Below are 20,559 nucleotides of genomic sequence, written 5' to 3'. Positions count from 1 at the left end.
GCCGGGCTAACCGCTACATCTGCGCCCGGTATTCCCCTGGCGTGCTGTCGAACCAGCGCCTGAACGCCCGGAAAAAATTACTCGGATCGGCAAACCCCAGCAGGTACGCAATCTCCAGCAACGTCAGCTCCGGCTGCGCCAGATACTGCACCGCCAGCTCGCGGCGGGTGTCGTCGAGCAACTGTTGAAAACTGGTGCCCTCCTCTTGCAACCGGCGCTGCAAGGTCCGTTGCGACAGGTGCAACGCCTGCGCCACGGTGTCGCGCTTGGGCTCGCCCTGCGGCAACAACCGGCAGAGCAATTGGCGCGCCTGGTGGGTCATGCGGCTTTCGGAAAAACGCGCCAGGTATTCGCCGGCAAAACGGTCGTGCAATTGCGCCAGCGCCGGGTTGGCGCTGGGAATCGGCGCGTCGAGGTCGGCGCGTTCGAACACCAGGGCGTAATGCTCGGCGTTGAACTGCAGCGGTGCCTGGAACACTTGCTGATACGGCGCCAGATCGGCCGGCGGTTCGCCCTGGAAGCAGGCTTTCAGCGGGCGCAATTCCTTACCAGTGATCCAACGGCAAAACGACAGCGTGTAAGCCAACGAGGCCTCGGCACTCTGCCGCGCAGGAATCAGGCGATCACCGTGAATCGCCAGGGTCAGGGCGTAGCCCTCGGGCAGCGGGCGGAAGTTGAGGTCGGCGCCTTCAGCGATAATTCGCTGGAAACGCACCAGGCGCGTGAAGGCTTCTTTCAGCGTGCGACTGGACATGCACGCGTAGCCCACTACATGAAAGGACGCCGGGCGTACGACCTTGGCCAGGTTCAGGCCAATCGCCGGGTTGCCAGAGAGCTGCACCGCGCGGCCCCAAACGCGGGTCATGCCGTCCTGGGAAAAACGCGCATCGGGGTCATTCAAGGCTTGGTAATCCAGCCCCAACTCGGCAAACAGCTGACGGCAATCGACGCCACCCATTTCCAGCCCATTGACGATGGCCAGTACCCAACTCGAAGAAGTCGTACGTTCGCTCATGCAAGAGTTCTTGTTCTAGTCACGGGAGCCGCGCGAAGGCGGAACGAGCGCAAGGATACTAAAGTGGCGCTGATTGTCACTGGCCCACGAAGACACTCGACCTACACTTCAGTGCACCGTGTCCTACAGACAGCCATACCTAGGAAAACAACAGGAGGTGTGCCATGAGCACGCAAACCGCCGAACGTTTCACCAGTTTTGCGCAGTTCTATCCCTACTACCTGCAAGAGCACAGCAACCCGGTATGCCGCCGTCTGCACTACGTTGGCAGCCTGTTGGTGCTGAGCATTCTTGGCTATGCACTTTTTACGCAGCAGTGGTTGTGGCTGCTGGCCATGCCGCTCGCCGGTTATGGGTTTGCGTGGGTGGGGCATTTTATTTTTGAGAAGAATCGGCCCGCTACTTTTGACTATCCGCTGTGGAGTCTCGCCGGAGATTGGGTGATGCTCAAAGATGCCTTCACCGGCCGAATTCCCTTTTAACGGGCCTGATCTTCGACCATGCGGCGTTGAAAGCGGGATTCGAAAATGCTCATTGGCTACAGCCAACTCCGCTTTTCTCACCCACTTTCGCCTTGCCTGGCCTTCGCTCAGACCCGTTAAGACATGGCATCTCTTCGACCAGGCGGCGTTGAAAGCGGGATTTGAAAAAGCTCATTGGCTACAGCCAGCTCCGCTTTTCTCGCCCACTTTCGCCTTGCCTGGCCTTTGCTCAGACCCGTTAAGAACGCAACTTTCATCTAAAAAAACAAAAACAATCGCGGAGAACCTGATGAACGCTCACGCCCGCTTCACCCATATGCAAGACGGAACCGCCGAGGACTGGGCGATCATCGCTCAAGATTTCATGGCGTTTGCCAAGCTGTTGCCCGACCGGGTGATGACGCACCTCAAGCTGCTGGATGGCGACTTCGGGGGCTTTCCCGTGGACCGTCTGACCCATTCGCTGCAAACCGCCACCCGCGCCCACCGTGATGGGCGCGATGAGGAATACGTGGTGTGCGCGCTGTTGCATGACATTGGCGACACCCTCGGCACCTTTAACCATCCGGATATCGCAGCGGCCATGCTCAAGCCGTTTGTGAGTGAGGAAAACCTGTGGATGGTCGAGAAACACGGCATTTTCCAGGGTTATTACTTCTTTCATCACCTGGGCATGGACCGGCTGCTGCGTGAGCAATTTAAGGACCACCCGCAGTACCTGCGCACTATTGAGTTCTGCGCCAAGTACGATGCCGCCGCTTTCGACCCGGCCTATGAGCACCTGCCGCTGGAGTTCTTCGAACCGATGCTGCGGCGCCTGTTTGCCCAGCCTAAAAACTCGGTTTATAAGGCTGTAACCGAGCCATCAATCTGAAACCATAGTGCTATCACCGACCGCTGGAGCCCTTGTCTCCAGCCTTTCGGCGGGCGGTATTGGCGGTCCATCTTTTGCTGGTTATGATCCCGCACCAACCAAAAGCATGGCCTCTGTTTTGCAGAGAGCGAAGACGTCCTACAGAGACGTCAGAAAACCAGCAGGGATCGTGTCAACGCTATGAAGTCAGCCAGTATCGATCGTCCGATTGACTTACCTTCTTTACCTCTGCGCGAGTATTACTCGCGAGTGCTGGCTTACATCGCCATGGCGGCCAGCATCGCGGCTGGCACCTTTGTGCAGTATTTCGGCTACAACATCCTCTGGATGGTGCCTTACGCCCTGCTTTATCCCCATCTTGCCCACCACCTGAGTCAGCGTTTCAAGCGCGAGCACGCGCGTGAAACCGATCTGGTGTTGCTGTTTATCGACTCGCTGCACTGCGGCGCCGCCATTGCCCTGCTGGGTTTTTCGGTGGTGCCGAGTTTGATGATCGTGCTGACGCTGGTGTTTAGCGCGCTGATCATTGGCGGCCTGCGTTACCTGGGCCTGGCCCTGCTGATTACCGTTAGCGGCGTGGTGCTCACCAGCGTCATCGTGCAGCCGGAAGTCAAAGCCACCACGCCCACCTTGGTGTCGCTGATCAGCGTGGTGTTCAGCACGTTGTACATCTGCATCACCGCCTATTTCGTGCACCAACAAGGGCTGCGTCTGGACGTAGCGCGCAGCGAAATCAAGCGCGAGCAGGAAAAAGCCGCACGCCTGGCGCGAAACCTCGCCAAGTACTTGTCTCCGCAGGTGTGGGAATCGATTTTCAGCGGCAAGAAAAGCGTGCGCCTGGAAACCCAGCGCAAAAAGCTCACGGTGTTTTTCTCTGACATCAAGGGCTTTACCGAGCTGTCTGAAGAGTTGGAAGCCGAAGCGCTGACCGATCTGCTCAACACCTACCTCAATGAAATGTCGAAGATCACCCTGAAATACGGCGGCACCATCGACAAGTTCATTGGTGACTGCGTGATGGTGTTTTTCGGCGATCCGTCCAGCCAGGGCGCCAAGAAAGATGCGGTGAACGCCGTGTCCATGGCCATCGCCATGCGCAAGCACATGAAAGTGTTGCGCCAACAATGGCGAGCGCAAGGCATCACCAAACCGCTGGAAATTCGCATGGGGTTGAACACCGGTTATTGCACGGTAGGCAACTTCGGCGCCGACACGCGCATGGACTACACCATCATCGGCCGCGACGTGAACCTGGCCAGCCGCCTGGAAAGCGCCGCCGAGTCCGGGGAAATTCTGATTTCCCACGAGACCTACTCGCTGATCAAAGACGTGATCATGTGCCGCGACAAAGGCCAGATCACCGTCAAAGGCTTCACCCGTCCGGTGCAGATTTACCAAGTGGTCGACTTCCGTCGCGACCTGGGCGCTGCGTCGAGCTATGTGGAGCATGAATTGCCAGGCTTCTCTATGTACCTGGATACCAACGGCATTCAGAACTACGACAAAGAGCGCGTGATTCAGGCGCTGAACCTGGCGGCGGAGAAGTTGCGCGATAAGGTGATCGTCTAAATAGTAATCGGCGTTTACCGCCGCCCTCTCCCCCGGCCCCTCTCCCGCAAGCGGGCGAGGGGAGACAATCCAAACGGCGATCAGCCCCCTCTCCCGCTTGCGGGAGAGGGTTGGGGAGAGGGAAATTTACGCGACGACCTTAATCCCAAGGTCGACCACTTCCCCATCCAGCAACGGCTGCTGCGCCAGAAATTCCAACGCCGATGCCCGCCACGATTGTTTCTGCGCCGCCTGCGCGCAGCGCTGCCGATCCAGACTCAGCGCCGCCAGGCACGCGCGCCGCAAATCCTCGTCCATCACGCCGCTAATGCCCTCTTCCAGCACATCCAACGGACCTGGCACCGGAAACGCCGCCACCGGCGTGCCGCAGGCCAGCGCTTCAAGCATCACCAGCCCGTAGGTATCGGTGCGCGAGGGAAACACCAGCACGCTGGCTTCGGCATACGCCCGGGCCAACGTAGCGCCGTGCTGATAACCGTGAAAACGCACCTGCGGGTAGCGGCTTTGCAGCTCGGCACGCTGCGGGCCGTCGCCGATCACGTGTTTCTCGCCGGGAAGGTCCAGGCGCAAAAACGCGTCCAGATTTTTCTCCGGCGCCACCCGCCCCACATAGAGAAACGCCAGCTTGCCGGGCGTCTGCAGCGTTGGCGTGAAGCGCGTCAGGTCCACGCCTTTGCGCCACAGTCCAAGGCGTTGCAGGCCCCAGCTGGCGAACTCGCTGCGCAGCCGCTCGGTGGTCACCAGCACCGCCTGACTCGGTTGATGAAACCGGCGCAGGTAGGCGTAGCCCCAGGCCAAGGGAATGCGCGGCCAGCGGGTGTGGACGTATTCGGGAAAGCGCGTATGAATGGCGCTGGAGAACGCCAGCCCGCGTTTGCTTAACCAGCGCCGCGCGGTCCAGCCCAGCGGGCCTTCGGTGGCGAGGTGAACGCAGTCGGGGCGAAAATCGCGAATCGCCGGGCCGACCCGCCATAGGTCCCACACCAGCGGAATCTCTGGGTAAGTGGGGCACGGCACGTGGCGAAAATCTGTCGGCGACAGCAGCTTGACCAGATGGCCCAGCCCACGCAGCTCAGCGATGAGCGCTTGCAGGCTGGTGACTACGCCGTTTACCTGCGGCGTCCAGGCGTCGGTGACGATCAGAATCCTCATGCAGTGGTTTCGCGCGGCGCCGCTTCGGCCACCACGGCTGCGGGCGGATTCGCCAACGCGGCGCCCACAACGGCTGCCACAACAGCGCCGGCGGCTTGCTCCTCAGCAGCCTGCGGCGCCTGACGGGCGTGCTCGTCGGCCAGACGATAGAGCTCGATGCTGCCGTCCAGGTGTTCGATCAGCGCGGTGCAGCTTTCCACCCAGTCGCCGCAGTTCATGTATTCCACGTCGCCCATCTGGCGAATTTCGGCATGGTGAATATGGCCGCACACCACACCGTTGAAGCCGCGCTTGTTGCATTCGTGGGCGATGGCTTCTTCGAAGTCACTGATGAAGTTCACCGCGCTTTTCACCTTGTGCTTCAGGTACGCCGACAGCGACCAATAGCCGTAGCCGTACTTGCGCCGCCAGTGGTTCAGCCAGCGGTTCAGGGTGAGGGTGAATTCGTAGGCCGAGTCGCCGAGAAAGGCCAGCCAGCGGTGGTAGCGGGTAATCACGTCGAACTGGTCGCCGTGAATCACCAGCAGTCGACGGCCATCGGCGGTGATGTGCTCGGCTTCGTCGACCAACTGGATGTTGCCCAGAATCAGCTTGGAATAACGGCGCAGGAATTCGTCGTGGTTGCCGGTGACGTACACCACTTCGGTGCCGCGCTTGCTCATGGTTAGCAGCCGGCGAATCACGTTGGTGTGGGCCTGGGGCCAGAAGATGCCGCTGCGCAGGCGCCAGCCGTCGATGATGTCGCCTACCAGGTAAACCTTGTCGGCCTGATAGCGTTTGAGAAACTGCGACAGGTGTTCGGCCTGGCAATCGCGCGTGCCCAAGTGCACGTCGGAAATCCACAGGGTACGTACACGTTGCTTACGGCTGGGTTTTACGAGCTGAGCGCTGCTCATGGGCGCGGCCTCCGGCAGGGTTTAATGGAGGGTGAAGGCTGCGGGTGACCTGCGTGTGACATGCCCAAGACAAACTGATGACAACGCTTCCCCAGCCCGTGCGCATGGGTAAACTGCGCCTCTGTGCTAAGGAGCCCGCCATGCACTCGATTTTGTCCCTGCGCCATTACGGCGATGAGTTGATCGCCCATAGCCACAGCCACGCGCAAATCGTCTTTGGTCTTAACGGTCGCTTGGAATTTGAGGTGGAAGGCCAAGCAAGCCTGCTGCGCGGCCAACAGCTGTTGGTGATTCCCAGCGGCTCGCACCACGCCTGCGAAAGCAGTGAAGGCAGCGATTGCATGGTGTTCGATGTGCCCGACAGCCACTGGCTGCGCAGTCGCCTCGGCGCCCACGCCGACAATGGCCAACGCCTGCTCGACCGCCCGCAAACCCTGACCCTCGGCGGCGCGCAGCAACAGCTGGTGAATTGGCTAATCGCCAGCCCGATTGCCGACCCGGTCATCGCCCAGCAAGGCGCAGCGCTGTTACTGGCCAGCCTGGCCAGCGCGCCCGCCGCGTCGCCGGTGGCTGGGAAACTGCCGCTGGCGAGCCTTGATCGCTACATTGACCAGCACGCCGCGCACCCTGTGCAGGTCGCCGACCTGGCGCGCCTCAGCGGCTTGTCGGCAGCGCGCTTTCACGCCCGCTTTCTTCAGCAAACCGGGCAAACGCCGATGGACTACGTTCGCCAGCGTCGCCTGCGACAGGGCATTGACCTGCTGCGCAGCACCGCGCTGCCGGTCGGCGAGGTGGCGCAACGGGTCGGCTACAGTTCGCAAAGCGCCTTCACAGCCGCCCTCGCCCGGCATGTCGGCACCACGCCCAGGCAACTGCGGCGCGCGCGGTAGCCGCGAGAGCCTGGCGACAATGACCGCGAGCCTGGCGACAGACAGACGCCGGGACGCTGCCTACACTGCGCCGATCAGTGTCCCCGGAGCCGCTATGAACACCATTGAATGGCAAGACTTTGAGCGCGTGGAGCTGCGCGTCGGCACCATCTGCCATGCCGAACCGAACGCCAAGGCACGCAAGCCCGCCTATGTGCTGCAAATCGATCTCGGCCCGCTCGGGCTGAAGACCTCCAGCGCACAAATCACCGACCACTACAACGCTGAAAGCCTGATCGGCAAGCAGGTGCTATGCGTGTGCAACTTCGCGCCAAAATCCATCGCGGGCGTGCGCTCCGAGGTGCTGGTGACGGGCGCGTATGACGGAGAAAATCGGGTAGTCTTGGCCAGCTTTGAGCAGGCGCTGCCTAACGGTGCGCGTTTGGCGTAGGCGTTCAACATCCTGTAGGAGCGGTTGGGCGGCACTCCGATTCGCCGCGATGCTTTTGAATCAAATTTAAGGACCCCCATGAACCACCGCTCTGCCCTCACCGCCCTGCACTGCGGCGCCCTGATGTTTGGTTTTACCGGCGTGCTGGGCAAACTGGCGACCACTACGCCAAGCATGATCGTGTTCGGCCGCGCGCTGTTTGCGGTGCTGGCCTTGGCGGTGTTTGCTGCGCCGATCGCGCGAATTCCCTGGCAGCGTTTGCGCGCCCACGATTGGGCACGCTTGGCCTTGGGCGGTGTGTTGCTGGCCGGGCACTGGGTGAGTTTTTTTATCTCGGTGAAGGTGGCCGGCGTGGCCATCGCCACGCTCGGGTTCACCAGCTTTCCGGCGCTGACGGTAATTCTCGAAGGGCTGATTTTCCGCGAGCGCATTCGCCGCAATGAGATCGTGCTGGTGTGCCTGGTGAGTATCGGTCTGGTGCTGGTCACACCCGACTTCAACCTGGCCAGCGGCGCCACCACCGGCCTGCTCTGGGGCGTGCTCTCGGGCCTGCTGTTCGCGCTGTTGTCATTGGTTAACCGCGCAGGCTCCGGCAAGGTCGGGCCCGTGCAGTCGGCGTTGTGTCAGAACCTGGTCGTGGCGCTGTGTTTGCTGCCCTTCGCGGCAACGGAGCTGCCGAGCGTGTCGGCCATGAATTGGTTGTGGATTGCGCTGCTCGGCGTGTTCTGCACCGGCGTCGCCCACAGCCTGTTCGTCGCCAGCCTGGACGTGCTCAAAGCCCGCACCGCCGCCGTGGTGTTTGCCTTGGAGCCGGTGTACGGCATCACCTTCGCCTGGCTGATTTTTTCCGAAACGCCGACGCTGCGCATGATGGCTGGTGGCGCGTTGATCATCTTCGCGATTTTCTTGTCCGCCCGCATGGGCGACGGCAAGCCGGTGGAGCCGGTAGACGCCCAAGCCGCGCGGCCGTGAGTGACTAGTCCGCCGCTGGCGTGGCCCGGTCGTTATGGCCAAGGTCGCGCTCGGGGTCGATCACATCGCGCACCCGCTGTTTCAGCACCTTGGCCTCGGGAAACCCGCCATCGGCCTTGCGTTCCCAAATCTGCACGTCGCCACAGGTGATGCGGAACACGCCGCCGGTGCCGGGTTCCAGGCTGACCTTGGCCAAATCCTGGCCAAAGGTGGACAACAATTCCTGCGCCAACCAGGCGGCGCGCAGCAGCCATTGGCATTGCGTGCAGTAGGTAATGGTGACGTCAGCTTTGTTGTCCATGGTGCACTCCTGAAAACATAAAAAAGCCCGCGGCTATGAGGCACGCGGGCTTTTTGCTTGGGCCTTGCTCAGGCGATTTTAGCCAGCAACCTCGACGCTTCGCGCTTCTGCTCTTCGTCGCCTTCGTTGATCAGCTCGTTGAGGATGTCGCAGGCGCTTTCCAAGTGACCTTGCTCGATATAGGCCAGTGCCTGGTTGAACTTGGCCAGGTTGTCGCGGCGCGAGTCCAAATGGTCGAGGTCGTCCAGCGGCTCATCCTCTTCAACCAGCGGTTGGCTGAGATACTCGCCCTCGTCCACGCCCTTGCCGAACCAGCCTTCGTCATGGGTCTCTTCGACCACCATGGACGACTCGGCGAACGGGCTGTTCAAGTCCATTTTCTCAAGCTCTGGCGCCGGATCGTTGCTGGCTTTCTGCGCGGCTTCGGCTTTGCTGCGGGCGTTGGCAGAGAACGGGCTGATCAGGTCCCAGTCGGGGTCGAGGGAGAAGTCGTCAAGGTTGAACTGGTCGTCCTCGGCCACCGGCTGGCTTACCAGCGGCTGCGGCTCGTCCAACGCCAACACGGCGTCGTCGAACACGTCGGCCGCTGGTTCTTCGGCCAGCGGGCGCTCAAACATTTCCGGGTGACGCGCTTTGAGCTGAGCGATGGGCGCGTCGGGGTAACCGGCGTCGAGCAGAATTTCTTCCTCGCGCTGGAAGCCACGGGCATCGCCCAGTTGCGCCAACACTTCAAGCAAGCGGAAGCGGATATCGCTGCGCTGCGGCTCTGCATCCAGGGCGCGGCGCAGGCTGGCGGCAGCCTCGCTGAACCGGCCATAGGCGATGTAGATGTTGGCCCCTTCCAGGGTGTCGGTCGGGCTGGCGGCACGCGCTTCGGTGGTGGCCACGACGGCGCGTGGCTTGGCCACTACCGGCGCGGGCGCAACGGGTTCGCTGTCGTAATCGTCGAGGTCGAAGTCGTCGTCTTCATCCTGCGCCTGGCCTGCCGGAGCGACCACGATGACCGGCTGCGGCTCTGGCTCTCGACGCGAGCGGCGCCAGAACAGCACACCGAGCAACGCCAGCAGCAGCGCGCCCACCAAGGCCCACAGCGCGCCATACCAGGTGTTATCGGCAGGCTGTTGCGCAACCACCGGGGCGGATGGTTCAGCCACGTTGCTGCCCTCAGCCGGCGCCGGCGATTGCTGGGCGCTGAGCTGGGCTTTGAGGTCGGCCAGCTGTTTGTCCTTGGCGGCGGATTGCTCCATCAACTGCTGCACTTGCAACGTCAGTTCCGCCAGGCTTTGTTGCAGCTTGGTGTTTTCGTCGGCGCGCTGGGCCAGTTCGTTGTCCAGACGCCGCTGCATCTGCACGATCATTTCCGCTTGCGGATCAAGCGGCGCCGTGGGCATCGGCAGCGGCTCGTCGTCCGGCGACACGACGCTAAGGGTCGGCGGCGGCTCAACATCGCTGGCAGCGCCGGCGTTCGAAACCGGGCCAGACGCATTGGCGGGTGCCGAGGTACTGGCAGTGGCCGGCGCCGTGTCCGGCAGCAGCAAGCTGTCACCGACTTGCAGGCGACTGGTGTCGTCGTCGGTAAACACCTGCGGATTCAGCGCGTGGATTTCATCCATCAATTGCTGTTGCGACGACTTACTGCCTTGAGCGCGCAGCCGGGCGGTGATGGTCCACAGGTTATCGCCTCGGGCCACCACATAGCGCTTGCCGAGTGCGGCCGGCGGCGGCGCGGTTTTCGCCTTCGCTGCAGCGGGAGCGGCAGACGTCGAACGTGTGGCGGGTTTGGCCGAAGCGGCCGCTGGGGTGGCAGCCACGGCGTTGTAGGCAGAGGAATTGGGCGGATCAAGCAACAGCGTGTATTCGCGGAACAACTGGCCGTTGGGCCGCGCCAATTCGACGATGAAATTCAGGTAGGGCTCGCGCACCGGTTTGCTCGACACCACGCGAATCACACTTTTGCCGCCGCGCAGTAACGGCGTGAAGCGCAGGTCGTTGAGGAAGTAGATGCGGTCGACACCGGAGCGGGCGAACACGGCGTCAGGTGCCAGGTGCACCTTCATATCGGCGGCGCTGAGGTCGCCCACTTCCAGCAATTCGATATCGGCTTCCAGTGGCTGGTTAAGCGCCGAATGCAAGGTGATGTCGCCCAAGCCCAAGGCTGACGCCAACCCCGAATACAAAACCGAGCCGGAGGCCAAGCCAAGTAATAAATGTCGAACCTGCACCATCGACGCCTCCCGGAAAGTACTGCTCCATGTTCACACCACAGCGCACCTATCGGCGCAGTTCCAACGTTGTGGTGCTAACAAAAGGTTTAGCAAAAGACTGAAGAAGGGAGAGACATCCATGTAAGCCCCTGCCTAAGAGTATGGTCACGATTCCTTTATTTGTGACGCAGTTATCCCGGCATTTGGCCATGATACGCAAAACAGGGGAAAAACAGTCAAATAAATGGCAAAGAAAAGATGCACTTAGCGACCTTAGACGCCCGTGTCAAAAGCCATACAAAGCAGGTTTTTGATACAGGGGGAAAGTCATTGCAGCCCTCCCCGTTTGCGCAGGCCTTAACGCTTTTCGAGGTTACTGAGGATGCGCGCGTGAACTAACTGACAGCGGCGAAGTTCGTCTTCGTCGATACCATCAAACAACTCCTTACGCAGTTGCGTGGATATCGCCTCAATCTGCTCAATCAAAGGCCGGGCCGAATCGTCGAGGCTGATCTTTTTCGCGCGGCGGTCTTCAACCACTGCCTGACGGCGCACCAGGCCCTGGGTTTCCAGGCTGTCGAGCAACCGCGCCAAGGTCGGACCTTCAACCCCAACGCTTTGCGCCAGCTCACGCTGGGTGGGCAATTCATCGCGGAAACGGGCCAGGTGCAGCAACACCAACCAGCGCGCCTGAGACAAACCCAGGCCGGCCAGGCGGCGGTCCAATTCGCCGCGCCACGAGCGCGACAGTTGGGCCAGTTGCATACCAAAACGGTGTTGATCTGTGTGGGGCATAAGGAAACGCTCGTGGTCATAGCTAAAACTAATAATTAGCCAGCTAACCATAACCCTCAGCAAAGTGGAAGACATTGAGTTGTAAGACATAGTCCCTTTCTGAAAGCGACTATGTCGCGGTCACCATTTCACGTATTGGTCTTCGACAAAGCCCCACACCTCATCAATCGCCACAACGGGCCGGCCTTTTGGCCGCAGCTCACCGCGGAACTGTCCGAAAATCTGCTTGAAGTTACTGGCGATAATTCCGAGATTCAGTCGTTCTTTGTGCAGGCCACGTGCCTCGAAGTGCAGGTCGACCTGCCCGTCGAATGACTCGATTCGCCAGGGCGCCATCGGGTTTTCGCGGTCGAAGGTGAAGCGCACGGTGTCGACCTTGATCAGCTCGCCGTCGAGCCAGAAACAGTTCTCGGTGAAGCTGGTTTCGTTCACCCCGCACGACAGATTCAGCCCCACGCGCTGCACGCCAGCCTGCCCCGACAGGCAGGCCCAATTCCAGCACGTTTCCGGGCGCATATAGCCGGCCGACCAATCGTGATGGGCAAACGCGTCAATCGCGCCCAAATCGAAACTCCCCAGGGCGCTGTGCACGTTGCCCGCGCAGCGCACGCCCGCGACTTTTTGCGCATACACCCAGCCGTTGCTGGCCGTAGGGGTGTTCAGGCACATCGGTTGGAACGGCGGCTCGTGTTCGCTGAAGCGCGCGTCTATGCGCGTGCCGTCATCCAGCTCAACCCACAGGCGTTTTTCGCTGCCACTGTTTTCCAGGCGCAGCAGATTCTTGCCGCTGTGCAGCTCGCAAACGCCGTCATTGGGGTGTTGGGAAAATTGGCTGCCGATGCCCAGCGGCAACTTGAATTGGCGCTCGATCATGCGCCCGCTCGCTGGGTGATACAGGTAGACGAAACCGATGCCGGCCAGGCTCAAGTTGGCCAGCGCGCAGCCGCCAATCAGCTGATCGCTGATCACGCCGAAGTATTGGAATTGATGGAAGCGTCGCCACTTGGCCAAGGCGCCGAGACGGCGGCCCATGGGCGAGCGGAAATCGAAGTCGCGGTAGTTAACTTCGCCCACCGCGCGGGGAAAAATGCCGTAATGCGCTTGGCCATTGGCCTGAATCAGACGCTCCATCGAATGCACTGCTCCCCGGAAAAGTCCGAGGATGCTAGCACCGGCCAGAACGCCCTGGTGTCACGAAAAGCGCCACGCCGAGGGACATAATCGGCCAGCCCGGCGTTTAAACGGCCAGGCTGGAATCGCAACGTCGGTTAACGTCTGCGGCGCTGCGCAGCCATCCGGCGTTGCTGTTCCTCAGTTGGAATCGGGATAGGTTGCAGGCGGGCGGTGCCCAACAGAACGGACAGTTTCCAGGCCAAAGTACGCAGCCACATTTTCATCGTTTGTTCCTCTCTAAACAGCGAGTGGGCGGTCGCTTGTTACGTGCGGCCGTCTCCTCGGAACTCAAGCCTAAACAGTCACGTTGGCTTATCAGGAAGTTTTACAGAATCTGCTTACGTTTATAGCAGGCTATTCCGATGGATATCCGGTCCGATTGATTGATGGCAACGTCACGTTACTCTTTTGCAGGCCGCCGCATTGGCCGGGCTACACGCTGAGAGTGGCACTAACACTGGCACCGCGCCACTTCCCAGGCCTTGTCGGAGCGGGAAAAGTAGCGGTTTGCCGATATACGGTATGTCCTACCCAGCCGGTAGACTTCCCTGACAGCAATCTTCCCCAGGTCAGCCATGAGCAGCACGCAAACCAGCGCCCCCGCCCTTAAGGAAATTTTCAACCGCGACCGAATGCAGCACATCGCCGAGCAAAGCGCAGCGGTCTACCCGGCGTTCGACCGCAAACGGTTCCTGACGCTGGCCACAGACGGCCTCGATAATTTGTCGGTGATGCAGCGCATGGCGCGGGTCAGTGAAAGTTTGCACGCCACCCTGCCCGCCGACTTCGCCACGGCGCTGGGTATTCTCAAAGACCTGGCGCCGCGTCTGAACAGTGGCTTTGTGACCATGTGCTTGCCGCAATACGTCGCCATCTACGGGCGTGACCAGTTCGAGCTGTCGATGCAGGCACTCAAATATTTCACCTGCTTCGGCTCGTCCGAATTCGCCATTCGCCATTTCTTGCTGCAAGACCTGGAGCGCAGCCTGGCGCTGATGAGCGACTGGGCGTTCGACAGCAACGAACACGTGCGCCGCCTCGCCAGCGAAGGCAGCCGTCCGCGTTTGCCGTGGTCGTTCAGGCTGCCGCAAATGCAGGCCGAACCGTGGCGCGCCTGGCCGATTCTGCAGGCACTGAACGACGACCCCAGCCTGTATGTGCGCAAGTCGGTGGCCAACCATTTAAACGACATCAGCAAAGACCACCCCGACACGCTGCTCGACCAAATAGAAGCCTGGCCGCTGCACCAGCCACGCACCGCCTGGATTGCCCGCCATGCCCTGCGCACCCTGATCAAGGCTGGCGACCGCCGCGCGCTGGCGGTGCTGGGTGCCGGCGAACCGGCGCAAGTGACGTTGACCGCCCTGAGCGTCAGCCCCGAAACCGTGGCACTGGGCCACAGCATGACGCTGGCCTTCACCCTCACTTCCACCAGCGCCAGCGCCCAGCGTGTGGTGGTGGATTACGCCATCGACTACGTCAAAGCCTCCGGCAAAACCGCCAGCAAAGTGTTCAAGCTGAAAACCTTCGACTTGCCTGCCGGTGCCAGCGTGGTGCTGTCCCGTGCCCAACAGATGCGCGAGCTGACGACGCGCAAACACTACATGGGGCATCACGCCGTGCACGTGCTGGTGAACGGCGAGCGCCTGGGAACCACCGGCTTCGATCTAGTACCGGCTTAAGCCGGGGTGCTCAAGCGTTTGAGCAGCTGCACGTATTCGCGCTCGGCAACGTGCTGGACAACCGGTTTGAAACGCACGCTGTCTCCGGGTTGCGCTTGCGCCAGACGTGCCAGCGCCAGCGGTGTGAGCGCGCCTACGCGTGGATAGCCGCCGATGGTTTGCCGGTCGTTGAGCAGCACAATCGGCTGCCCGTCTGGCGGCACCTGAACGGCGCCCAGCGGGATGCCTTCGGAAATCAACCCAGCGCCTTGATAGCCAAGCGTCGGGCCCAGCAAGCGAATGCCCATGCGGTCGGCGCGGCTGTCGAGCCGCCACTCGGCATTGAATAAATCGAACAGCGCCTGGCCGCTGAACTCGCCCAGTTGCGCGCCGAGCATCAGGTCCAGCGGCTGCTCCAGGCTCAGCGCGGGAATGTGCTGTTCAGGTAACTGCCGAGGCGCCAGGGTCGGCCCGTTCCACGTCAAGGTATCGCCACGGATCAGCGCGCTGCCGTCGCCCTGCAACCCGCCCAACCCCTCGCGACTTACCGTGCTGGCGCTGCCCAGCGTCGGCGCGCAAGCAAAGCCCCCGGGCGCGGCGAGATACGCGCGTATGCCCTGACGCGGCGTGCTGAAGTGCAGGCGTTGACCGGCGCGCACACTGAAGCTGCGCCAAGGCCGCAACGGCTCGTTATCCAGCGTGGCGGCCAGGTCGGCGCCGGTCAGGGCAAGGCAACTGTCGTGCTCGATCAGCATTGCGAAACCGCCGAAGGTTATCTCCACCACAGTCGCGTTCAGGTCATTGCCCAGCAGCCAATTGGCCCACCGCATCGACAGCCAATCCGCCGGCCCGCCCTGCGTCACGCCCAGGTGGCGAACGCCGAAGCGCCCGCCGTCCTGCAACTGCACCAGCGGCGTGCTCTGTTCAACCGATGCGCGGCTCATGCCAAAGCCTCAAGCGCCGTATCGTCGCCGCCCAAGCGCAGGAACTCGGCGCGCTCCACCGGCACAAAGTGCACGCGGTCGCCGGGTTGCAACAGGCTGTAGCCGTCCAGGGCGCGATCAAACAGCGCCACCGGCGTGCGCCCCACCACATTCCAGCCGCCGGGCGACACCTGCGGATACGTCGCGGTCTGGCGCTCCGCCAACGCCACGCTGCCTTGGGGAACCCGCGGCCGAGGCGTGTCCAGACGCGGCGTCGCCAGTTGCGGGTCGACCAGGCCCATGTAAGCGAAACCGGGCGCGAAACCGAGGGCAAACACGCGGTAGGCGTGAGCGCTGTGCAGCGCAATAACCTGGCTGACCGACAGGCCACTGCGCCGCGCCAACCGGGATAATTCCGGCCCGACCTGCGGGTCGTACCACACCGGCAACGCATGGCTGCGCCCGCTGTTTTCGTCGGCTGGTTGCAAGTCGCGCAGGGCATCGTTAATCAATGTGCGGGCCTGGGCGCCGTCAATGCGCAGCACGTCGTAATGCAGCATCAAGGTCGTGTAAGACGGCACCAGGTCGATCAAGGCATCGGCAAACAGCGCGCGCAAACGCTGGGCGGCGGCGATCAGCCAGGGCATGTGGGCTTCGTTGATGTCGTCGAAGAGCCGCAGCATCAGGCAATCGACCGCCACCGCTTCGACCTTTGGTTTCATACCGACTTCAACGCGTCCAACGCCTCGCGAATACGCCGCACCGCCGCCACCGAGGCTGTGTTGTCGCCATGTACGCAGAGGCTATCGACGTGCAATTGCAGCGCGCTGCCGTCGCTCGCCAGCAACGGTTTGCCCTGCGCCAGATCCAGCGCCTGGGCGACGATGCGCTCGGGGTCGTGGTGCACCGCGCCCGGCAGCTGGCGCGACAGAAGATGGCCGGCGCCGTCGTAAGCGCGGTCGCTGAACGCTTCGAACCACAGGGGCACGTCGAACTCAGCGGCCAGCGCCTCGGCTGCCGTGTTGTCGGCACGCGCCATGAGCATCAGGCGCAAGCCGTCGCCATAATTGGCCACGGCCTGGAATACCGCGCGAAGCAGCGCCGGGTTTTTCATCATGTCGTTGTACAGCGCGCCGTGCGGCTTCACGTACTCCACTCGCCCGCCTTGGCCGCGACAAATGCCGGCAAGCGCGCCGATCTGGTACTGCAGCAGGTCGATGATTTCTTGCGGCGAGCAGGCCATGGACCGTCGGCCGAAGCCGACCAGATCGGGGTACGCTGGGTGCGCGCCGACACTCACGTTATGCTCCAGCGCCAAGGCCACGGTGGCGCGCATGGTGCCGGGGTCGCCGGCGTGGAAACCGCAGGCGATGTTGGCGCAGTCGATATAGGGCATGACCTCGGCGTCAAGGCCCATGGACCAGGCGCCGAAGCTTTCGCCCATGTCGCAGTTGAGTAGGACCACGGTTGGTTCCGGGTGGGATGGGGAGGTTGAAGCGTGGCTCAGGGGGGCGTTGGGATCAAGGGGGGGTTGGTGGGTAGGTTTTGCAGCGCGAGCGGCGTTTCCTGAAAGATTCTGGATTCCGAATCGTCGGACCGCCGCCTTCGCGGGAATGACGGAGGTTTTCCACCTATCACCGTCATTCCCGCGCAGGCGGGAATCCAGAATCGGGCTAATGGTAAAGGCGGTTGGCAGAGCGAGTGGCTTTTCCTGAAAGATTCTGGATCCCCGCGTTCGCGAGGATGACGGTGATGTGAAGATAGACCTCCGTCATCCTCGCGCACGCGGGGATCCAGAATGGTGCGTCGAACACCGCCCCCAAGTCCCCACCATCACCAGCCAAAAAGCCCCCTACTTCCCCGTCTTAACCTTCGTCCACGTCCGCGTCCTTAACCGTTCCAATGCCGGCGGCAGCATCTCCACGCTGTACAACTTCGCCTGCATTTCCGCCGAGGGATACACGTTGGGGTTATTGCGCAACGCCGGGCTGATCAAGCCGTCGGCCGCCTTGTTCGGATTGGCGTACGCCACGTAATCCGAAATCGGCGCCACCACTTCGGGCCGTAGCAGGTAGTTGATAAAGGCGTGTACCTCGTCGACGTTCTGCGCGTCGCGGGGAATGGCGAGTACGTCGAACCAGGCAGCGGTGCCTTCTTTGGGGATGCGGTATTCGATCTTGATGCCGTTCTTCGCCTCCTCCGCCCGCGCCGCCGCTTGCATGGCGCCGCCCGACCAGGCCAGCGCTACGCAGATATCGCCGTTGGCCAGGTCGGTGACGAACTTCGACGAGCTGAAGTAGGTAATCGAGGGCCGCAGTTTGTTCAGGTGCGCTTCGGCCTTTTTGTAATCCTCGGGGTTGTGGCTGTTGGGCGACAGGCCGAGGTATTGCAGCACTTCGGGAATCACTTCCGTCGGCGCATCCAGGTAGGCCACGCCGCACTGTTTGAGCTTGGCGAGAATGTCCGGGTTGAACAGCAAGTCCCACGAGTCCAGCGGCGCGTCGTCGCCGAGAATGGCTTTGACCTTGTCGACGTTGTAAGCAATGCCATTGGTGCCCCACATGTACGGCACCACGTACTGGTTGCCGGGGTCTTTGGCGGCCAGCACTTTGAGCAATTCCGGGTTGAGGTTTTCCCAGTTCGGCAGCTTGCTCTTGTCGAGTTTCTGGAACACCTGCGCCTTCATGTAGTTGGGCAAGAAACTATCGCTGGGCACCACCAGGTCGTAGCCGGAATGGCCGGAAAGCAGTTTGGCTTCGAGCACTTCGTTGCTGTCGTAAACGTCGTATTTGGGTTCGATGCCGGTTTCCTGTTTGAAGCCTTTGAGGGTGTCCGGGCCGATGTAGTCGAACCAGTTGTAGATACGCACCACCGGCTCCGCCGCCATCAGCGTGGCGCTGGCCAGCAGGCTGGCACTGGCGACCAGGCTAAGCATTTTATGTCGGCGCATGGGCAGCCTCCGCCTCAAAACCTTGCAGCACGTTGACGGCATTCACACCGATGGCTTCCACCGCATAACCGCCTTCCATCACAAACAATGTCGGCAGGCCAAGGGCGGCGATGCGCTTGCCCATGCTCAGGTAGTCCGGCGAGTCGAGTTTGAACTGGGAAATGGGGTCGTCTTTGTAGGTGTCTACGCCCAGGGAAACCACCAGCACGTCGGGTGCATAGGCGGCGATTTTCTCGCAGGCGTCGTCCAGCGCCGCGCTCCATTGCGCCCAGCCGCTGCCGAGCGCCAGCGGGTAGTTGTGGTTGCAGCCGGCGCCCTCGCCTTCGCCGGTTTCATCGGCGTTGCCGAGGAAGTACGGGTATTCGTCCAGCGGGTCGCCGTGAATGGAGGCGAACAGCACATCGCCGCGTTTGTAGAACAGCTCTTGCGTGCCGTTGCCGTGGTGGTAGTCGACGTCGAGAATGGCCACGCGCTCGGCGCCCTGGTCGAGAAACGCCTGGCTGGCGATGGCGACGTTATTCAGGAAGCAGTAGCCGCCCATAAAGTCGCTGCCGGCGTGATGGCCTGGCGGGCGGCACAGCGCAAAGGCGGTACGCGCACCTTGGCGCATGTGGTCCTGGGCGGTCAGCGCAACTTGCGCGGAGCTGTAGATGGCTTGCCACGTTCCGGCGGTAATTGGCGCTTCGGTATCGAAGCAGTAATGGCCCAGCTCACCGATCAGCGCGCGGGGAATCGGGCCGTCGCGGCGCAGGCGGCGGCCGGGAAAGGTCGAGGGCAGCAGGTCACAGCTGTGCCCTTCTGCCGCCCAGCGCGCCCAGGCGTTTTGCAGAAAGGTCAGGTAAGCCGCGTCGTGTACACGCGCTATCGGCGCCAGGCCGAAATCCTTGGGCGCAATCACCTCACCTAACTGTTGCTGCTGCACCCGCGCCAGCACCGTGTCGGCACGGCTGGGCATTTCGAAACAGGGCTGCAGCTGGCCATCGACCAGTTCCGACTGGCCATGGTGAAGACGGTGATCGTCGCTGTACACGGTCAACATGGGCGCTACCTCATCAGTGTTGTTGTGCCCGCATTGTGGGCACGCAACCGCGCTGGCGAGAACGCTGGCAGTGGCCAAAAGGGGATCGAAATGGCCAATTTGGTTGGCCGAATAAAGATCACAAACTCGAGGCTAACGCCTCTCCTACAGGACGGCTTCGGTTCCCTGTAGGAGAGGCTTTAGCCTCGATTTCTGAAAAAGAAAGCGCCAGAACTAAACGCGAAAATAACTCGGCGGCTGCCCGCTCCAGCGCTGGAAGGCGTGGCGCAAGCCGGCGGTTTCGCTGAAGCCGAGCAATTCGGCGATGCGGTAGATGGGCAGGTCGCCCTGTTGCAGCAGCTCCTTGGCGCGACTGAAGCGCAGCTCGTCGAGCAGTTGCTGGTAGCTGGTGTGTTGTTGCTGCAAATAGCGCCGCAGGCTGCGGGCCGAGCAGTTCATGTGCCGCGCCAGTTCGTCCAGGCCCGGCGGTTGCTGCAAGCGCTCGGCCAGCAGCGCGCGCACACGCTCCAGCCAGGCACGGCTGGCGGCCAGTTCGGCGTTTTGCCGGCGGCATTGGTCGAGCATTTCCTGGTGGGTGATCGGGTCGGCCAGCGGCAGCGCTGCATCAAGCCAGTGGGCCGCGAAACCGATGGCGTTACGCGGTTGGTCGAAGTGCAGCGCACAGGCAAAACAGTCGCGGTAGGCCTGACGCCGTTCAGGCGTGTCGCGGCAGTCAAACTGCACGGCCTCCAGCGGCAACGGCTGGCCAAGCAGGTCAGCGCACACCACCTTCAGCGAAGCCAGACACAGCTCGACGTTGAACGGCCGCAGCGCTTCGTCTTCGCCATAACCGGTGGCCACCAACCAAGCCACGTCGCCTTCGCGCACCAGGCTGAGGTTGAAGTAAGTGCCCAGCAGCACCGGGTAACTCAGACCAATGCGCAGCGCTTGCCCAAAGGTGGGCGCCGACAGCAGCGCGTAACCCAGCAAACCGTAAGCAGAAATGCGCGTGCGCACGCCCAGTTGCAGGCCCAGCGCCGGCAGCGGACTTAGGCGCAGGGCGTTGGCGAACACCTGCTGTTCCTGACTGGGCCCGATCAGGCGTTTCATGCCGCGCAAGTCGTCGGTGGAAATACCGCTGCCCTCGAGCACGGTCTCGGCGGCGTGCCCGTGGGCCTGCAACAGGCTCACGGTGAGCGTCGACATATGCAGCGAGTTAAGCCACGAGGAGCGGGAGAAAATCGCCTCGGCCAT

General features: G+C 61.9%; 20 protein-coding genes and 1 pseudogene. 7 read left to right on the top strand and 14 right to left on the bottom strand.

Annotated features, from left to right (window positions below):
- Positions 1-13: 13 nt before the first annotated feature.
- On the bottom strand, positions 14-1,015 hold the full coding sequence (locus AC0IW7_RS08365; RefSeq protein ID WP_463382558.1) for an AraC family transcriptional regulator: 1,002 nt from the start codon (positions 1,013-1,015) through the stop codon (positions 14-16).
- 164 nt (positions 1,016-1,179) lie between these two features.
- Between AC0IW7_RS08365 and AC0IW7_RS08360 the strand changes: the two genes are divergently transcribed.
- The 3 genes from AC0IW7_RS08360 (at position 1,180) to AC0IW7_RS08350 (ending at position 3,940) form a co-directional block, all read left to right on the top strand.
- Entirely contained in the window at positions 1,180-1,497 is a 318-nt protein-coding gene (locus AC0IW7_RS08360) for an Mpo1-like protein (protein WP_122498359.1), read from the top strand.
- Positions 1,498-1,786: 289 nt separating this feature from the next.
- Positions 1,787-2,371 carry an HD domain-containing protein gene (locus AC0IW7_RS08355; RefSeq protein ID WP_463549837.1) on the top strand — a complete coding sequence of 195 codons (585 nt, stop codon included), beginning with the start codon at positions 1,787-1,789 and terminating at the stop codon, positions 2,369-2,371.
- A gap of 180 nt (positions 2,372-2,551) precedes the next feature.
- Positions 2,552-3,940 (top strand): adenylate/guanylate cyclase domain-containing protein, encoded by a 1,389-nt coding sequence (locus AC0IW7_RS08350; RefSeq protein ID WP_471817066.1) that lies wholly within the window; start codon positions 2,552-2,554, stop codon positions 3,938-3,940.
- A 126-nt stretch (positions 3,941-4,066) separates the two neighbouring features.
- On the opposite strand, the gene AC0IW7_RS08345 is transcribed toward AC0IW7_RS08350, so the two are convergent.
- Both AC0IW7_RS08345 and AC0IW7_RS08340 read right to left on the bottom strand, forming a co-directional pair.
- Positions 4,067-5,092, bottom strand: a complete 1,026-nt coding sequence (locus tag AC0IW7_RS08345; RefSeq protein ID WP_471817064.1) for a glycosyltransferase family 4 protein — start codon at positions 5,090-5,092, stop codon at positions 4,067-4,069.
- A gap of 89 nt (positions 5,093-5,181) precedes the next feature.
- Positions 5,182-5,988 (bottom strand): annotated as a pseudogene (locus AC0IW7_RS08340) (UDP-2,3-diacylglucosamine diphosphatase); the annotation flags it as partial.
- Positions 5,989-6,128: 140 nt separating this feature from the next.
- On the opposite strand from AC0IW7_RS08340, the gene AC0IW7_RS08335 reads away from it, so the two are divergent.
- The 3 genes from AC0IW7_RS08335 to AC0IW7_RS08325 all read left to right on the top strand — a co-directional run bounded on the left by AC0IW7_RS08335 (position 6,129) and on the right by AC0IW7_RS08325 (position 8,280).
- Positions 6,129-6,878: an AraC family transcriptional regulator gene (locus AC0IW7_RS08335; protein ID WP_471817063.1), complete on the top strand. Its 750-nt coding sequence runs from the start codon at positions 6,129-6,131 to the stop codon at positions 6,876-6,878.
- Positions 6,879-6,972: 94 nt separating this feature from the next.
- On the top strand, positions 6,973-7,308 hold the full coding sequence (locus tag AC0IW7_RS08330) for a tRNA-binding protein (RefSeq protein ID WP_471817061.1): 336 nt from the start codon (positions 6,973-6,975) through the stop codon (positions 7,306-7,308).
- A 78-nt stretch (positions 7,309-7,386) separates the two neighbouring features.
- On the top strand, positions 7,387-8,280 hold the full coding sequence (locus tag AC0IW7_RS08325) for a DMT family transporter (RefSeq protein ID WP_471817059.1): 894 nt from the start codon (positions 7,387-7,389) through the stop codon (positions 8,278-8,280).
- Positions 8,281-8,284: 4 nt separating this feature from the next.
- Here the strand turns inward: AC0IW7_RS08325 and AC0IW7_RS08320 are convergent, their stop codons facing one another.
- The 5 genes from AC0IW7_RS08320 to AC0IW7_RS08300 all read right to left on the bottom strand — a co-directional run bounded on the left by AC0IW7_RS08320 (position 8,285) and on the right by AC0IW7_RS08300 (position 12,971).
- Positions 8,285-8,581: an Rdx family protein gene (locus AC0IW7_RS08320; RefSeq protein WP_471817057.1), complete on the bottom strand. Its 297-nt coding sequence runs from the start codon at positions 8,579-8,581 to the stop codon at positions 8,285-8,287.
- A gap of 68 nt (positions 8,582-8,649) precedes the next feature.
- Positions 8,650-10,806 (bottom strand): motility hub landmark protein FimV, encoded by a 2,157-nt coding sequence (locus tag AC0IW7_RS08315; RefSeq protein WP_471817055.1) that lies wholly within the window; start codon positions 10,804-10,806, stop codon positions 8,650-8,652.
- Between the two features lie 336 nt (positions 10,807-11,142).
- The gene (locus AC0IW7_RS08310) at positions 11,143-11,580 is read right to left on the bottom strand and encodes a MarR family transcriptional regulator (RefSeq protein WP_122498346.1); all 438 of its coding nucleotides are present in this window, start codon (positions 11,578-11,580) and stop codon (positions 11,143-11,145) included.
- A gap of 120 nt (positions 11,581-11,700) precedes the next feature.
- Positions 11,701-12,711 (bottom strand): DUF2804 domain-containing protein, encoded by a 1,011-nt coding sequence (locus tag AC0IW7_RS08305; protein WP_471817053.1) that lies wholly within the window; start codon positions 12,709-12,711, stop codon positions 11,701-11,703.
- A gap of 137 nt (positions 12,712-12,848) precedes the next feature.
- Positions 12,849-12,971 (bottom strand): PA1414 family protein, encoded by a 123-nt coding sequence (locus AC0IW7_RS08300; RefSeq protein WP_471817457.1) that lies wholly within the window; start codon positions 12,969-12,971, stop codon positions 12,849-12,851.
- A 357-nt stretch (positions 12,972-13,328) separates the two neighbouring features.
- Here AC0IW7_RS08300 and AC0IW7_RS08295 point away from each other — a divergent pair, with 357 nt between their 5' ends.
- Positions 13,329-14,435 carry a DNA alkylation repair protein gene (locus AC0IW7_RS08295; RefSeq protein WP_471817051.1) on the top strand — a complete coding sequence of 369 codons (1,107 nt, stop codon included), beginning with the start codon at positions 13,329-13,331 and terminating at the stop codon, positions 14,433-14,435.
- Here AC0IW7_RS08295 and AC0IW7_RS08290 read toward each other — a convergent pair.
- From AC0IW7_RS08290 to AC0IW7_RS08265, 6 genes are all read right to left on the bottom strand, one after another.
- Entirely contained in the window at positions 14,432-15,358 is a 927-nt protein-coding gene (locus tag AC0IW7_RS08290) for a 5-oxoprolinase subunit C family protein (protein WP_471817049.1), read from the bottom strand. The genes AC0IW7_RS08295 and AC0IW7_RS08290 overlap by 4 nt on opposite strands.
- Positions 15,355-16,059, bottom strand: coding sequence for a 5-oxoprolinase subunit PxpB (gene pxpB / locus AC0IW7_RS08285; RefSeq protein ID WP_471817048.1), 705 nt, complete (start codon positions 16,057-16,059; stop codon positions 15,355-15,357). The genes AC0IW7_RS08290 and pxpB overlap by 4 nt, the downstream gene beginning before the upstream one ends.
- The gene (locus tag AC0IW7_RS08280; protein ID WP_471817046.1) at positions 16,056-16,802 is read right to left on the bottom strand and encodes a 5-oxoprolinase subunit PxpA; all 747 of its coding nucleotides are present in this window, start codon (positions 16,800-16,802) and stop codon (positions 16,056-16,058) included. The genes pxpB and AC0IW7_RS08280 overlap by 4 nt, the downstream gene beginning before the upstream one ends.
- 387 nt (positions 16,803-17,189) lie before the next feature.
- The gene (locus AC0IW7_RS08275; protein WP_471817455.1) at positions 17,190-18,272 is read right to left on the bottom strand and encodes a polyamine ABC transporter substrate-binding protein; all 1,083 of its coding nucleotides are present in this window, start codon (positions 18,270-18,272) and stop codon (positions 17,190-17,192) included.
- Position 18,273: 1 nt separating this feature from the next.
- On the bottom strand, positions 18,274-19,326 hold the full coding sequence (locus AC0IW7_RS08270; protein ID WP_471817044.1) for a histone deacetylase family protein: 1,053 nt from the start codon (positions 19,324-19,326) through the stop codon (positions 18,274-18,276).
- A 213-nt stretch (positions 19,327-19,539) separates the two neighbouring features.
- Positions 19,540-20,559, bottom strand: a complete 1,020-nt coding sequence (locus tag AC0IW7_RS08265; RefSeq protein ID WP_471817042.1) for an AraC family transcriptional regulator — start codon at positions 20,557-20,559, stop codon at positions 19,540-19,542.

Source organism: Pseudomonas sp. AC229 (genome assembly GCF_979254655.1).
This window is presented reverse-complemented; position numbering and strand designations above follow the sequence as displayed.